The following is a 14,535-nucleotide window of genomic DNA, read 5'->3' as shown; positions in this document are numbered from 1 at the left end:
GTCGTGAACCGCGCCGTCCGCCGTGACCACCGCCGTGACCGCGCTGCCGAGCGGGACCGCGCCGCAAGCCGGCCGGCGCCGATGCCGGGGGACGGTCCAGTTGGCCGTGCCGGAGCCGCCCGGCGGACGGAGCCGGCTCCGGCGGGACCCATGTGCCGACGCGGCACGAGGCCCCGGCCTCAGCGCTGATACCGGGCCAGCACCAGGTTCCCGTCCCTCACCAGCCGCTCCTTCAGCTCCTTCTCGTCGATCGCACCGCTGTAGTACTCCTGGTACGCGGGTGTCGCCACCTTGTCCTTCCACTCCGGGTAGCCGCGCACCGACTGGGCGGGGGCCGACCGCAGATGCCGGGCCAGATCCGCGCCGGTCGCCCAGCCGTCCTTCTCGGTGTGCAGGGCCGGGTCACGAAGGGCCTGTTGGCCCGTCGGCAGCATCCAGTCGCCCCTGGCCAGCCGGACCATGTTCTGCGGGCGCAGCATGAAGTCGATGAACTGCGCCGCTTCCTTCTTGTGGGCGCTGTCCTGCGCGACGGAGAGCGTCTGCGGGCTGACCCCCTGGGCGGGCCCGCCCGGCCCCGCGGGCGCGGGCAGGACCGTCCACCGGAAGCCCTCCGGCGCCTGCTGGGCGATCTGCTGCCGGTACGAGAAGCCCAGCGGGACCATGGCGTACTTGCCGCCGAAGAAGCCGGGCAGGGTGTCCGACCCGCCCATGCCCAGCGTGCTGCGTGAGGCGCTCTTGTCGACGTTGACCTGATCGTGGATCGTGCCGGGCACGACGCCGTCGCCGTCCCTGAAGTCGATGGTGACCTTGCCGTCCTGCCCCCGGTGGAACAGCCTGCCGCCCGCAGAAAGACCCAGGTTGAGCGTGACGGACACCGGTTCCTTGAGCGGCCACGCGACGGCGTACTTCCCCTTGCCCATCCTCTGCGTCAGGTCCTTGGAGACCTGACGGAACTCCTCCCAGCTCCACGGCCTGTCGGCCGTGGGGATCCGGACCCCGGACGATTCGAGAATCTCGGTGTTGGCGATCAGCACGCGCGGTTCCTGGAGGAACGGGACGCCGTACACGCCGTCGCCGAAGGTCGTGGTCTCCCAGCTGTGCCGCGGAATGTCGGTCATCAGGCGCTCGGGCAGCAGCTCTGTAAGGTCCGCGAGATAGCCCCCGTAGGCGAAGTCGGCGAGGTCGTCGGAGGCGTCGTGGATGATGTCGGGCGCCTCACCGCCCTCGAAGGAGGTGAGCAGCTGGTCGTGGACGCTGTCCCAGCTGCCCTGGACGTACTCGACCTGCACGTCGGGGTGGGCGGCGTTCCACTCCTTCACCAGTTCCTTGTTGGCGTCGACGGACTCCTTCTGCCAGGCGAGCGACTGGAAGCGGAGCCTGATCGTGCCGTCGTCGCGGGCGGGGCCGTCCGAACAGCCCGTCATCAGCAGGGCGAACGCGGCGGCGGCCGCGAACAGCCGGCCCCGTGTGCTGCGTGTGCGCATCAGCTCTTCACCGCCCCGGCCAGCATGCCGCCCGTGATCCGCTTCTGGATGATCGCGAAGATGACGAGTGAGGGGATCGTCGCGAGGAACGCGGCCGCGGCGAGCGGCCCCAGGTCGGCGACGCCCTCCGCGCCGAGGAAGTGGGTCAGCACGACCGGCAGGGTCTGCTTCTCCGGCGTCTTGAGCAGGACGAGCGCGAAGAAGAACTCGTTCCAGGCGGTGATGAACGCGAACAGCGCGGTGGCGACGATGCCCGGCGCCAGCAGCGGCGCGGTGACCGACACCAGCGTACGGAGCCGGCCCGCGCCGTCCACCGCCGCCGCCTCCTCCAACTCGCGTGGCACCGCCCGTACATAGCCGACGAGCATCCACAGCGCGAACGGCAGCGACCAGACGACGTACACCAAGATCAGGCCGGACAGGGTGTTGATCAGCTGGAGGTTCTTCAGGACCAGGAACAGCGGAATGATCACCAGGACGAACGGGAAGGCCTGGCTGACCACGACCCAGCCTGTCGCCGCCGTCGTGAGCCGGCCGCGGCGGCGGGCCATCGTGTACGCCATGGGGGTCGCGATCACCACCGCGATCAGCGCGGCGGCGAGGGCCGCGACCAGACTGTTGCCGGCGGCCTGGAGCAGCGGCTGTTCGTCGAAGGCCTGCCGGAAGTTCGCCGGCGTCGGGTTCACCGGGATCCACGTGGGGTGCAGCGACCCCAGCTCGCGCGGCGGCTTGAACGCCGTGGAGATCAGCCACAGGAACGGGAAGGCGAGGAAGACCAGATAGCCGAGGAGCGCGGCGTACTGTCCGGCGCGCCCCGCCCTGCCGGTACGCAGAGCCGTCATGCGTCCTCGCCTCCCTTGAGCCGTCCCACCAGGTAGAAGGCGAGCATCACCGAGATGAGCGCGACCATGACGCAGCCCATCGCCGCCGCGTACCCGAACTGGCCGTAGCGGAAGGCCTGTTCGTAGGCGAACAGCATCGGCAGCCGGGTCCGGCCGCCCGGACCGCCGCTCGTGAGCACGTACACCAGCGCGAAGGCGTTGAAGTTCCAGATGAAGTTCAGGGCGGTGACGGCGAGCGCGACCGGTCTGATCGCCGGCCAGGTGACGGTACGGAACCGGCGCCAGGCACCCGCGCCGTCGAGGGCGGCCGCCTCATGCAGTTCGTGCGGGGTGTTCTGCAGTCCGGCGAGCAGCGCGACGGTGGTCTGCGGCATGCCGGCCCAGATCCCGACGACGATCACCGCCGGCAGGGCGGTGGCGAGGCCGGTGAGCCAGTCGTGTCCGCCGCCCAGGCCCAGGTCCCGCAGGGTCTCGTTGAGGATGCCCGCGTCGGGGTTGTAGACGAGCCGCCACATGATGCCGACGACGACCTCGGGCATCGCCCACGGGACGATCGCCAGCGCCCGGGCGAGCCAGCGCAGCCGCAGCCGCTGGTCGAGCAGCAGGGCGAGGCCGAGCGCGAGCAGGAACTGCGGGACGGTCACCCCGACCGCCCACAGCAGACCGATCCTGAACGACTCCCAGAAGAGTGTGTCGTGGAGCAGGTCCTGGAAGTTGAGCGTGCCGATCCATTCGGTGGGTTCGGTGCGCCCGGCCTGGGCGTCGGTGAAGGCCAGCGAGATGCCGTAGAGCAGCGGTCCCACGCTCAGCACCAGGATGGGGATCAGCGCGGGCAGGACGAGGAACCAGGCCCCGTGGTCCACCGCTCTCCCGGTGCTCCGGGCCGCCTTCTTCCCGGACCGCGCCGTTGCGGTCGCCGATATCACGTATTCGACTCCTTCGGGCGGCTGGTCATGGATTGTCCGGCCGCCCCGGCGGCCCCCGTCATCGTGCTGACGGGCCGTCGGTTCGTCAAGGCGACCTGCACGGATGCGAGACTTTGTCGGATTCACGACGGTGCTGGGAGAGGACGATGGACGAGACACGGGCACGCGAGGTGCTGACGGCAGCCGGTTTCCCGGCGGACGCGGCCTTGCTGGCGCTCGGCGAGAATGCCGTGTTCGCGGCGGACCGGGCGGTGGTGAAGGTCGGCCGGGACGCCGAGACGCTGCCGCGGGCCGAGCGGGAACTAGCGGTCGCCGGCTGGCTGGCGAGCGCCGGGGTGCCGGCGGTACGGGCCGCCGAACCCGTGGCGCGGCTGGTCGACGGTCACCCGGTGACGGTGTGGCACCGGCTGCCCGACGCCGTACGGCCGGCGGGGCCGGCCGACCTCGCGGAACTGCTGCGCCTCTTCCACGCGCTCCCCGCCCCTTCCTTCGGGCTGCCCCGCCGGGAGCTGCTCGGCGGTGTCGAACGCTGGCTGCGTCTGGCGGGCGACGCGATCGATCCGGCCGACGCCGCGTATCTGCGGGAGCGTCGCGACGGGTTCGAAGCCGCCGCGGCCGGTCTCACCCCGCACCTCACGCCGGGCCCGATCCACGGTGACGCGCTCCCCCGCAACGTCCTCGTGGGCCCGGACGGTCCGGTCCTGGTCGACCTGGAGACCGTCTCGTCGGACCTGCGCGAGCACGACCTGGTGGTCATGGCCCTGTCCCGTGACCGCTACGGCCTGCCCGCCGAGGCGTACGACGCGTTCGCCGGCGCCTACGGCTGGGACGTGCGGGAGTGGGAGGGCTGCGCCGTCCTGCGCGGCGCCCGCGAGACGGCCAGCTGCGCCTGGGTCGCCCAGCACGCACCGGCCAACCCCAAGGCACTGGCCGAATTCCGCCGCCGGGTGACCTCCCTGCGCGACGACGACCCCGAGGCGCGCTGGTACCCCTTCTAGCCGACGACCGGCGCCGGCTCCCGCATCGGCCAGGAGGTGTCGATCACCGCGTCGGCGGTGCCCTTGCGGCGCAGGAAGCTCTGGAAGCCGACCGCCCACTCCGCGTACCAGTCGACCTGTCGTTCGTGCAGCTCCGCGACGGTGAGGGAGGCCACCGCGGCGTGCCGCTCGGCTATCGCGCAGGCCACCAGGACCGCGGCGCGGGCGTCGGCATCGGCGTGGTGCGCGCTGCCGAGCACCACGCCGTATTCGACGCAGACCGCTTCGAGGGTGCGCTTGCCCTTGCGGTAGCGGTCGACCGCCCGGTCGATCGTGTACGGGTCGATGACGGGGCCGATCGGTCGGCCGTCCAGCCGCTCGCCGAGCGAGGGCAGGCCGTGCCGCCGCAGCTCGGCCGCCAGCAGCGTCAGGTCGAAGGCGGCGTTGTACGCGACGACCGGGACCCCCTGCCGCCAGTGGGCGGTCAGCGTGCCGGCGATCTCCTCGACCACCTCGCGCGCGGGCCGGCCCTCCGCGGACGCCCGCTCGTTGCTGATGCCGTGGATCGCGGACGCCTGCGCCGGAATGCTTATCCCCGGGTCGGCCATCCAGCCGTGGCTCCGCACCGGCTCGCCGGCCCGCAGCTCGACGACGGCCGCGGTGACGATGCGTGCGTCGAGCGGATCGGTCCCCGTCGTCTCCAGATCGAAGCCGACGAGCAGCTCGCGGTGCCAGGACATGGGTGCCCCCTTCTGTGTGGTGCGTTGGTGCTTCCCCCAGTTGACGACCACTCTCGCACGGGCCACTGACAGCCGGTTCGGACCGGGGCACTCAGGACACTGGACGCGAATCGGTCCAGACCGACTCGAACTCCTCGCGATATGTCTGGAAAAGCCCGGTCTCGGTGTCCTGTCCGGCACGCACGACCGAACGCCCGCCGCCCCGCAGCACCAGCACGGGGGCCTCCATGCCGCGGGCCCGGCGGAGGTAGGACTGGACGACGGCGAGGCCGTCCGGCCCGTCGCCGTCGACGAGGTAGGCGGTGAAGCGGGGGGTCTCGTCGAAGACCTGGATCTCGAAGGCGCCCGGGTCCCGCAGCCGGGACCGGACGCGCCGCATGTGGAGGATGTTCATCTCCACCGTGCGGCTCAGCTCGCCCTTCTTCAGGCCGAGTTCGCGCTCACGGCGCTTGACGGCGCTGCTCGCCGGGTTCAGGAAGAGCAGCCGGACCCGGCAGCCCGACTCGGCCAGCCGGACGAGCCTTCGGCCGGAGAAGTTCTGGACCAGCAGGTTCAGTCCTATGCCGATCGCGTCGAGGCGGCGCGCGCCGCCGAAGAGGTCCTCCGCGGGCAGCTGGCGCTGGAGCCTGACGCGGTCGGGATGGACGGAGACGACGTCCGCGTACCGGTCGCCGACCAGGTCCTCGACCGCGTCGACGCGGAGCCGCTCGGCGGAGGGGACCCCGGCGCCGTTGCCGAGTATCTCCAGCAGCCGGGACGAGGCGCGCTCGGCCTGGGCGAGCACGGCCTCGTTGAGCGCGCGGTTGCGGGAGACGACGTTCCTGGCGACCTCGAGTTCGTCGAGCGCCAGCTCGACATCGCGCCGGTCGTCGAAGTACGGCTCGAAGCAGGGCCAGTGCTGGACCATCAGCTCGCGCAGCTGCGGCAGCGTGAGGAAGGACAGCACGTTGTCGTCCGCCGGGTCCAGCAGATAACCCTTGCGGCGGGAGACCTCCCGGACGGCGACGGCCCGCTGCACCCATTCCTGGCCGGCCGGGCCGGCCGCGGCGACGACCCAGTCGTCGCCGTGCACCGGCTCGTAGATCGGACGCAGCACGGCGGCGACCACCGCGCGCAGCCGCTGTTCCACCAGATTCAGCCAGATGTAGGCGCGCCCGGCCCGCTGGGCACGTGTGCGTACCTCACTCCAGGCGTCCGCGCCCCAGTCCAGTTCCGCCCCGATCTCCATCGGCCGCGCGAGCGAGACCGCTCCTGGCGGGACCTCGGCGGAGTCTCCCCCCTCGTGACCCGTGTCACCGGGGGGTAGCTCCAGCCCTCCCGAGCTCACCCACGCACCGCCTTCCCTGCCCCCTTGAACGATCAAGGAAGCCTACTCCGGCCGCCGGAGCCGGTGCAGCCGGATCCGTCGGCAGATTCCCCAACTCACGTAACAATGCGCCTGGTTCCCTTCGAAGCCGGCTTCCCGGAGTGAGGGGATTCATAGCGTTGACGTTCACCGGCCCCTCACAGACCCGTGTCTATCCGGGCGGAGCGACCAGGTCGTCGGGCTGGTCGGCGCGCCTCAGCGCCTCGGCGACGAAGCCACCGGCCTTCAACTCCTCGACGACGTCCCGTAGGTAGCCGACGGTCTCCGGCCGGCGGTTCCTGGTGGTGCCGACCGCCTGCCCGATCTCCATGAATCTGCCGTCGACCAGCCGGAATCCGGGGTGGGCGGCGACGAATTCGGTCATCGGCTGCCTGATGCCGGCGGCGGCCTCCAGGCCCTGGGCGCGGAACTCGTCGATCCCGTCCTTCCCCCGGACGACGCTCGCGTGCCGGAGGGTGCGGGAGAGGAAGAGGTCGTAGGCGGATCCCTCCTTCACCCCGATCCGCACGCCGGGCCGGTCGACATCGGCGGCCGTGGTGAGCTCCGAGTCGCCGGGCACCGCAAACACACCTTCGATGAGTACATACGGTGCCGTGAAGGCGACCTCGGCCTCACGGGCGGGGTCGACGGCCAGGAAGCAGAGATCGGCGTGTCCCTCGGCCATGGCCCGGTACGACTTCCGGGCCGCGTCGAAGCAGAGCAGTTCCACCGGTACGCCGAGCCGGGCGCCGATCTCGCGTGCGAGGTCGACGGTGACTCCGGTCGGCCCGTCGGGCGTGCTCCTGGCCAGTACCGGGTTCCCCAGGTTGATGGAGGCCCGCAGTACGCCGCTCGGCGCGAGGTCCTGGACAACGGCAGCAGTCGCGGTCTTCATGGGCCGGAGTGTATTCCCGCCGCCGGCCGGGCCCGGCGGGGCCCCCGATCGGCTCATCTCCCCGCCTTTTTCGGTCCTTGTTCCGAGCGGTCACCCGGTAGGAGGGTACGAAGTCCTAGGAGCTTGCCCCACTTTGCGGGAGGATCTTGTCCGAGTAGCTCCCATTACCCGGATCAGAAATGGAAGAGTCGAATCTATGCAGGTCTGGCCGGGACAGGCGTATCCCCTCGGCGCGACGTACGACGGCGCCGGCACGAACTTCGCGGTGCACTCGGAGGCCGCACACCGGATCGAGCTGTGTCTGCTGCACGACGACGGTTCGGAGACGGCCGTCGAGCTGCGGGAGACCGATGCCTTTGTGCGGCACGCATATCTCCCGGGCATCATGCCCGGCCAGCGCTACGGCTTCCGGGTCCACGGCCCCTACGAGCCGGCGCGCGGGCAACGCTGCAACTCCGCGAAACTACTGCTCGATCCGTACGCGCGTGCGATCAGTGGCTCCATCGAGTGGAACGAGTCGGTCTACGGCTATCACTTCGGCCGGCCCGACTCGCGCAACGACCTCGACTCCGCACCGCACACCATGACGTCGGTGGTGGTCAACCCGTACTTCGACTGGGGTGACGACCGGCTGCCGCGCACCGACTACCACCGGACGGTGATCTACGAGGCCCATGTGAAGGGCCTGACCATGCTCCACCCCGAGCTGCCGCCCGAGCTCCGCGGCACCTACGCCGGACTGGCGCACCCCGCCGTGATCTCCCACCTGACGGAACTGGGCGTCACCGCGCTCGAGTTGATGCCGGTGCACCAGTTCGTCAACGACCACCGGCTGGTCGACGCAGGGCTGAACAACTACTGGGGCTACAACACCATCGGCTTCTTCGCCCCCCACAACTCCTACGCCTCCTGGGGCGACCGCGGCGAACAGGTCCTCGAGTTCAAGCAGGCCGTGCGCGCCCTGCACCAGGCTGGCATCGAAGTCATCCTCGACGTGGTCTACAACCACACCGCGGAAGGCAACCACCTCGGCCCCACCCTCTCCTTCCGCGGCCTGGACAACGAGTCGTACTACCGGCTCATGGAGGACGACCGCCGGTACTACATGGACACCACCGGCACCGGGAACTCGCTGCTGATGCGCAGTCCCCATGTGCTCCAGCTGATCATGGACTCGCTGCGCTACTGGGTGACCGAGATGCACGTCGACGGGTTCCGCTTCGACCTCGCCGCGACGCTCGCCCGCCAGTTCCACGAGGTGGACCGGCTGTCGTCGTTCTTCGACCTGGTCCAGCAGGACCCGGTGGTCAGCCAGGTGAAGCTGATCGCGGAGCCTTGGGACGTGGGCGAGGGCGGCTACCAGGTCGGGAACTTCCCGCCGCTGTGGACCGAGTGGAACGGCAAGTACCGCGACTGCGTGCGCGACCTGTGGCGGGGCGAGCCGCGGACGCTCGCCGAGTTCGCGTCCCGGCTGACCGGCTCCTCCGACCTGTACCAGGACGACGGGCGGCGCCCGCTGGCCTCGATCAACTTCACCACCTGCCACGACGGCTTCACCCTGCACGACCTGGTCTCCTACAACGACAAGCACAACGAGGCCAACGGCGAGAACAACCGCGACGGCGAGAGCCACAACCGGTCGTGGAACTGCGGCGCGGAGGGCGAGACCGACGACGAGGGTGTGCTGGAGCTGCGCGAGCGGCAGATGCGCAACTTCATCGCGACGCTGATGCTGTCGCAGGGCGTGCCGATGCTCAGCCACGGCGACGAGTTCGGGCGCACCCAGGGCGGCAACAACAACGCCTACTGCCAGGACAACGAGATCGCCTGGGTCCACTGGCCGGAGCCGGGCGAGGACGAGGAGGGTTCGCTCCTGGCCTTCACCAAGACGATGGTGTGGCTGCGGCGCGACCACCCCGTCTTCCGGCGGCGCCGGTTCTTCCACGGCCGGCCGGTGGAGGGGACGCACGACGAGCTGACCGACATCGCCTGGTTCACCCCGCAGGGCGACGAGATGGTCGCCAGGGACTGGCAGGCAGCGCACGCCAAGGCGCTGTCCGTCTTCCTCAACGGCCACGCGATCTCCGAGCCGGGACCGCGGGGCGAACGGATCTCCGACGACTCGTTCCTGCTGATGTTCAACGCGAGCGCGGAGGAGCTCGACTTCACGGTGCCCGTGAGCCACGGCGAGGAGTGGCAGGTGGTCGTCGACACGGCGAGCAAGGTGGGGGTCCCGCCCGGCAACGGCCCGATGGTGTCCGCGGGCGACGAGCTGCGGCTGGTCGGCCGGAGCATGACGGTGCTGCGACGGCCCGCCTAGGCAGGGGTACGGCGGCGGGCGGGCACGACACACCCGCGCCGCCGCCGGCGCACCCGCCCGCATCGCCGAGCACGCCGCACGAGCGCCGGCCCGACGGCACGCCCGCACAGGTCCGCAGTTCACCCGATCGGCCGACACCATCCCCGGGGCCGGGCGCAGGAACCCCTCCGGCCGGGTACGTATGTTCGCATGACGCCCACCGCCACGTACCGGCTCCAGCTCCAGCCCGGTTTCCCGTTCTCGGCCGCCGCCGCTGCCGTGCCGCACATAGCCGCGCTCGGCGTCTCCCATCTGCATCTGTCGCCGGTGCTGGAGGCGGTGCCAGGTTCGACGCACGGCTACGACGTGGTCGACCACAGCCGGATCCGCGAGGAGCTGGGCGGCGAGGCGGGCCTGCGGGCGCTGTCCCGTACGGCGAGGGAACACGGCCTCGGGATCGTCCTCGACATCGTCCCCAACCACATGGCCGCTGTGCCGCGCCACAACCGGGCACTCTGGGAGGTGCTGCGCGAGGGGCCGAGGTCGCCGTTCGCGCGCTGGTTCGACATCGACTGGGAGGCGGGTGACGGGAAGATCCTGCTCCCGGTGCTCGCGGGGCGCGTCGGCGACGAGATGGACAAGATGCACGTCGAGGGCGAGGTCCTGCACTACAGCGAGCAGCGCTTCCCGCTGCGGGGGACGACCGGCCACCTACCGCCGGCCGAACTGCTCGACGCCCAGTGGTACCGCCTCTGCTGGTGGCGGCTGGCCCGCACCGAGCTCAACTACCGCCGGTTCTTCACCGTCTCCGAGCTGATAGGCGTCCGCGTCGAGGACCCGGAGGTGTTCGACGCGACGCACGCCAAGATCGTGGAGCTGGTGCGGGACGGTGTGGTCGACGGCCTGCGGGTCGACCACCCGGACGGGGTCGCGGACCCGGAGGGATATCTGCGGCGGCTCGACGAGGCGACCGGCGGGGACTGCTGGATCGTCGTGGAGAAGATCCTCACCGGCGCCGAACCGCTGCCGGCCGGCTGGGCCGTCGCCGGGACGACCGGGTACGACGCCCTGCGGCAGATCGACGGCGTGTTCACCGATCCGGTGGGCGCGGCCGAACTCGCCGCGGACCACCAGCAGTTCACCGAGGCGCCCGAGGAGCTCGGCGGCCGCTGGGAGGCGACTCAGCGGCACGCCGCGTACGAGGTCGTGACCCGTGAGCTGGCGGCGGAGACGGCGATACTCGTCCGCCTCGCCGGGCTGGTGTGCGCAGCCGGGCCCCGGCGGCGCGATCACGCGCCGTGGGCGCTGCGGAAGGCGATCCGGGAGCTGCTCGTCCGCGTTCCCGTCTACCGCCCGTACGGCGTCGGGGACGAGGCGGCGCTGACGGAGGAGGCCGCGGCCGGCGCGAGGGAGACGTTCACCGTGCCGGAGGAGGCGGCGGCCGTGGACGTGGTCAGGGACCTGGCCCTCGGACGTCTCGGCTCGGGACCGGTCCATGAGGCGTTCCGCACCCGCTTCGCCCAGACCGCGTCGGCGCTGCGGGCGAAGTCCGTCGAGGACAAGGCGTTCTACCGGTACGGGCCGCTGCTCTCCGCGAACGAGGTCGGCGGTGACCCCGGCGATCCGGCGGTCGCTCCCGACGCCTTCCACGCGTACTGCGCGGGGCTGGTCCGCGACCGGCCCGCGACCGGCACGGTACTGACCACGCACGACACCAAGCGGAGCGCGGACGTCCGGGCGCGCGTCGCGGTGCTCTCCGAATGCCCGGAGCGCTGGGCCGACTTCCTCGCGCAGATCACCGAGGAGGCGGAGGGCCTGCCCGGCGGCAGCGCGCCCGACCCGCTGGTGGCGTGGACGGTGTGGCAGACGGCGGTCGGCTTCACCGTGCCCGACGCCGGCCGCCTGGAGACGGCGCTCCTCAAGGCCGTGCGGGAGGCGGGGCTCCGGACCAGCTGGACGGAGCCGGACGCGGCGTACGAGAAGGCGGTCTCCGCGTTCGTCGACGCCGGTCCGGCGGGACAGGCGCAGCACTCCGTCGCCCGGTTCGTCCACGAGCTGGCCCCCTATGCGCGGGCGAACGTGCTCGGCGCGACGCTGCTGCATCTGACGATGCCGGGAGTGCCGGACGTCTACCAGGGCTCCGAGCGTGAGTTCCTGGCGCTGGTCGACCCTGACAACCGCCGCCCGGTGGAGTTCGGCGGTCCGCCCCCTGACGGGCTCGACGCGGAGAAGATGGCGCTCACCACGGCGGCCCTGCGGCTGCGTCGCGCCGCTCCCGAGGTGTTCGGCGCGTCCGGGACGTACACCCCGCTCACGGCAAAGGGGCCGGCGGCGGACCACTGTGTGGCGTTCTGCCGCTCGGGCGAGGTGGTCACGGCGGTGACGCGCCTGTCGCTGCGGCTGGAGCGCGAGGGCGGCTGGCGGGACACGGAACTGGCGCTGCCGGCGGGCCGGTGGGCGGACGTCCTGTCCCCGGAGCGGGAATTCACCGGGGACCCGGTCCGCGTGTCCGACCTGTTCACGCGCCGGCCGGTGGCCCTGCTGGTACGGGAAGGCGGCGTGCGGTAGCAGTCAGACCCGCGGGCCCGTCCCCCGCGGCGGGCCCGCCCGTCAGCAGGTCGACGAACGCCGCGGCCGCACCCGTCGGTTCCACCCGGGAGAACACCGTCAGTGCCCGCCGCCACGGCGGGTCCGCGGGGAGGACCACACAGTCCTCCCCCACCGCTCCGCGCACCACGTGCACCGGCGCGGCAGCGACCCCCACCCCGGCCGCCGCCATCCGTACCGCGGAGGAGGTGTGCTGGGTCCACACCGCCGTGCGGGGCCGGAAGCCGGCCTTTCCGCAGGCCCAGTCGAGGAACCGCATGCCCTCCACCTCCGGCTCCATCGCGCAGCGCACCCACGTGTGGTCCGCCAGTTCCTCGAGTCGGACGGAGGCGCGGCCCGCGAGGCCGTCGTCGAAGGGGACGACGAGCACGATCTCCTCCTCGTCGAACGGGACGACCGGGCCCGGCCAGTGCCGTGGCGCGGGCCCCACCGCGAGGTCGGCGGTGCCGCGTTCGATCTGCTCCTCCAGGGCCTCGGTCGTGCCGTATTCGTGGAGGACGAGCGCCACGCCGGGGTGTTCGCGCCGCCAGCGGGCGAACAGGTCGGGGAGCACACCGACCGCGACCGCGTGGAGCGCGGCGATGTGCAGTTCGCCGCCCTCCGCCCCCGCCGCCGCCCTGGCCGCGCGTCGCGCCTGGGCGGCGCTGCGGACGGCGAGTTCGGCGTGCGGCAGGTAGGCCCGGCCCATCTGGGTCAGCCGGACTCCTCGTGGCAGCCGTTCCAGCAGCTCTCCGCCGACGGACCGTTCGAGCGCCTTGATCTGGTGCGACAGGGCGGGCTGCGTGACGTGCAGCAGTTCGGCGGCGCGGGTGAAGGAGGACTCCTCGACGACGGTGAGGAAGTACTCCATCTGCCGAAGGCTCACGCCGTCCTCCATAGACCCTGTGAAACGGGCGCCGCACACATCCTCGCGATCTCCCATAGACGCTGTGCATCGATGTCACAAGAACATTGCCTTGGACTCATGGCAAGGGCGGAACGGACAGTGGGAGCCATGACACAGACCCGTGAGACCGACGTGATCGTGATCGGCGGAGGGACCGGCGGCTATTCGACCGCGCTGCGGGCGGCGGCCCTCGGTCTGGAGGTCGTGCTCGCGGAGCGCGACAAGGTGGGCGGCACCTGCCTGCACCGAGGCTGCATCCCCAGCAAGGCGATGCTGCACGCCGCCGAACTGGTCGACGGGATCGCGGAGGCCAGGGAACGCTGGGGCGTCAAGGCGAGTGTCGATTCCGTCGACTGGCAGGCTCTGGTGGCGACGAGGGACGACATCGTGTCCCGCAACCACCGTGGCGTGGCGGGCCATCTCTCACACGCCGGGGTCGAAGTACTGTTTGGAGCCGCGCGGTTGACGGGCACGCGGAGCGTGCGGGTGGAGGGGCACGGAGAGGTGACCGCGCGCCGCGGCGTCGTGCTCGCGACCGGCTCCAGGCCGCGTACCGTGCCCGGTCTCGCGCCGGACGGGCGGCGCGTGGTCACCAGCGACGACGCCCTGTTCGCACCGGGGCTGCCACGGTCGGTGCTGGTGCTCGGCGGCGGGGCGATCGGCGTCGAGTACGCGTCCTTCCACCGCTCCATGGGCGCGGCGGTGGTGCTCGTGGAGGCGGCGGAACGGCTGGTCCCGCTGGAGGACGCCGATGTGTCGCGCCATCTGACGCGTGGTCTGAAGAAGCGCGGCATCGATGTGCGGACCGGCGCCCGGCTGCTCGAGACGGCCGTGCTGGAGGACGGGGTACGGGCGACGGTACGGACCGCACGCGGCGAGACGCGCACGGTGGAGGCGGAGCGGCTGCTGGTCGCGGTGGGACGCGAGCCGGTGACGGACGGCCTCGGACTGGCCGGTGCCGGTCTGACGACGGACGCGCGCGGCCATGTCGCCCCTGCCGACTTCTCACGCCTGGAGACCGCGGTCCCCGGGATCCATGTGGTGGGCGACCTGCTGCCGCCGCCGTCGCCCGGTCTCGCGCACGCGTCGTTCGCGGAGGGCCTGTTGGCGGCTGAGGCGCTCGCCGGTCTCCCCACGTGGCCCGTGGACTACGCGGCCGTCCCCCGGGTCACGTACTCCTCGCCGCAGACGGCTTCCGTGGGACTGGGCGAGGCCGAGGCCCGGGCCGCCGGCTTCGAGGTGGACGTCAACACGATGCCGCTGACGGCGGTCGCCAAGGGCATGGTGCACGGGCAGGGCGGGATGGTGAAGATCGTCGCCGAGCGCGGCGGCCGGGTGCTCGGCGTCCATCTCGTGGGCCCGCACGTCTCCGAGATGATCGCCGAGAGCCAGCTGATCGTCGGCTGGGACGCGGAACCCTCCGACGTCGCCGCCCACATCCACCCGCATCCGACCCTGTCGGAGGCGGTCGGCGAGGCGTTCCTGACGCTCGCGGGCCGCGCACTGCACCAGCAGTAGGGCCGGTGGTGGGGCC

11 protein-coding genes are annotated in these 14,535 nt (G+C 71.6%); 4 read left to right on the top strand and 7 right to left on the bottom strand.

Features of this window, described 5'->3' with window-relative positions; genetic code table 11:
• Positions 1 to 179 precede the first annotated feature (179 nt).
• The 3 genes from ACWGH4_RS01490 to ACWGH4_RS01480 are packed head-to-tail and all read right to left on the bottom strand — an operon-like array spanning position 180 to position 3,252.
• Complete coding sequence (locus tag ACWGH4_RS01490; protein ID WP_453454340.1) at positions 180 to 1,484, bottom strand: ABC transporter substrate-binding protein; 1,305 nt, start codon at positions 1,482 to 1,484, stop codon at positions 180 to 182.
• A complete protein-coding gene (locus ACWGH4_RS01485; RefSeq protein WP_453454339.1) occupies positions 1,484 to 2,326 on the bottom strand; it encodes a carbohydrate ABC transporter permease in 843 nt (280 codons plus the stop codon). The genes ACWGH4_RS01490 and ACWGH4_RS01485 overlap by 1 nt, the downstream gene beginning before the upstream one ends.
• Positions 2,323 to 3,252, bottom strand: a complete 930-nt coding sequence (locus ACWGH4_RS01480; RefSeq protein ID WP_453454338.1) for a carbohydrate ABC transporter permease — start codon at positions 3,250 to 3,252, stop codon at positions 2,323 to 2,325. The genes ACWGH4_RS01485 and ACWGH4_RS01480 overlap by 4 nt, the downstream gene beginning before the upstream one ends.
• Before the next feature lie 146 nt (positions 3,253 to 3,398).
• Here ACWGH4_RS01480 and ACWGH4_RS01475 point away from each other — a divergent pair, with 146 nt between their 5' ends.
• Positions 3,399 to 4,250 (top strand): phosphotransferase enzyme family protein, encoded by an 852-nt coding sequence (locus ACWGH4_RS01475; RefSeq protein ID WP_453454337.1) that lies wholly within the window; start codon positions 3,399 to 3,401, stop codon positions 4,248 to 4,250.
• Here ACWGH4_RS01475 and ACWGH4_RS01470 read toward each other — a convergent pair.
• From ACWGH4_RS01470 to ACWGH4_RS01460, 3 genes are all read right to left on the bottom strand, one after another.
• The gene (locus ACWGH4_RS01470; protein ID WP_453454335.1) at positions 4,247 to 4,969 is read right to left on the bottom strand and encodes an exonuclease domain-containing protein; all 723 of its coding nucleotides are present in this window, start codon (positions 4,967 to 4,969) and stop codon (positions 4,247 to 4,249) included. The two genes, ACWGH4_RS01475 and ACWGH4_RS01470, sit on opposite strands and share 4 nt — an antisense overlap.
• A 91-nt stretch (positions 4,970 to 5,060) precedes the next feature.
• On the bottom strand, positions 5,061 to 6,296 hold the full coding sequence (locus tag ACWGH4_RS01465; RefSeq protein ID WP_441261327.1) for an SAV2148 family HEPN domain-containing protein: 1,236 nt from the start codon (positions 6,294 to 6,296) through the stop codon (positions 5,061 to 5,063).
• A gap of 190 nt (positions 6,297 to 6,486) precedes the next feature.
• Complete coding sequence (locus tag ACWGH4_RS01460) at positions 6,487 to 7,209, bottom strand: transporter substrate-binding domain-containing protein (RefSeq protein WP_453454333.1); 723 nt, start codon at positions 7,207 to 7,209, stop codon at positions 6,487 to 6,489.
• A gap of 196 nt (positions 7,210 to 7,405) precedes the next feature.
• On the opposite strand from ACWGH4_RS01460, the gene glgX reads away from it, so the two are divergent.
• Positions 7,406 to 9,529 carry a glycogen debranching protein GlgX gene (gene glgX / locus ACWGH4_RS01455; RefSeq protein ID WP_441261325.1) on the top strand — a complete coding sequence of 708 codons (2,124 nt, stop codon included), beginning with the start codon at positions 7,406 to 7,408 and terminating at the stop codon, positions 9,527 to 9,529.
• Positions 9,530 to 9,718: 189 nt separating this feature from the next.
• Entirely contained in the window at positions 9,719 to 12,076 is a 2,358-nt protein-coding gene (gene treY / locus ACWGH4_RS01450; protein WP_453454331.1) for a malto-oligosyltrehalose synthase, read from the top strand.
• Here treY and ACWGH4_RS01445 read toward each other — a convergent pair.
• Entirely contained in the window at positions 12,027 to 12,980 is a 954-nt protein-coding gene (locus tag ACWGH4_RS01445) for a LysR family transcriptional regulator (protein ID WP_453454329.1), read from the bottom strand. The two genes, treY and ACWGH4_RS01445, sit on opposite strands and share 50 nt — an antisense overlap.
• 129 nt (positions 12,981 to 13,109) lie before the next feature.
• Here ACWGH4_RS01445 and lpdA point away from each other — a divergent pair, with 129 nt between their 5' ends.
• Positions 13,110 to 14,519, top strand: a complete 1,410-nt coding sequence (gene lpdA / locus ACWGH4_RS01440) for a dihydrolipoyl dehydrogenase (RefSeq protein ID WP_453454327.1) — start codon at positions 13,110 to 13,112, stop codon at positions 14,517 to 14,519.
• The last annotated feature ends 16 nt before the right edge of the window (positions 14,520 to 14,535 follow it).

The sequence above is a fragment of the Streptomyces sp. NPDC054847 genome (assembly GCF_053610925.1).
This window is presented reverse-complemented; position numbering and strand designations above follow the sequence as displayed.

Excerpts from the sequence above, each read along its gene's own strand:
- ACWGH4_RS01485 (WP_453454339.1), bottom strand. The coding sequence starts at position 2,326 with ATGACGGCTCTGCGTACCGGCAGGGCGGGGCGCGCCGGACAGTACGCC.
- glgX (WP_441261325.1), top strand. The coding sequence starts at position 7,406 with ATGCAGGTCTGGCCGGGACAGGCGTATCCCCTCGGCGCGACGTACGAC.
- ACWGH4_RS01460 (WP_453454333.1), bottom strand. The coding sequence starts at position 7,209 with ATGAAGACCGCGACTGCTGCCGTTGTCCAGGACCTCGCGCCGAGCGGC.
- ACWGH4_RS01470 (WP_453454335.1), bottom strand. The coding sequence starts at position 4,969 with ATGTCCTGGCACCGCGAGCTGCTCGTCGGCTTCGATCTGGAGACGACG.
- ACWGH4_RS01490 (WP_453454340.1), bottom strand. The coding sequence starts at position 1,484 with ATGCGCACACGCAGCACACGGGGCCGGCTGTTCGCGGCCGCCGCCGCG.
- lpdA (WP_453454327.1), top strand. The coding sequence starts at position 13,110 with ATGACACAGACCCGTGAGACCGACGTGATCGTGATCGGCGGAGGGACC.
- treY (WP_453454331.1), top strand. The coding sequence starts at position 9,719 with ATGACGCCCACCGCCACGTACCGGCTCCAGCTCCAGCCCGGTTTCCCG.
- ACWGH4_RS01475 (WP_453454337.1), top strand. The coding sequence starts at position 3,399 with ATGGACGAGACACGGGCACGCGAGGTGCTGACGGCAGCCGGTTTCCCG.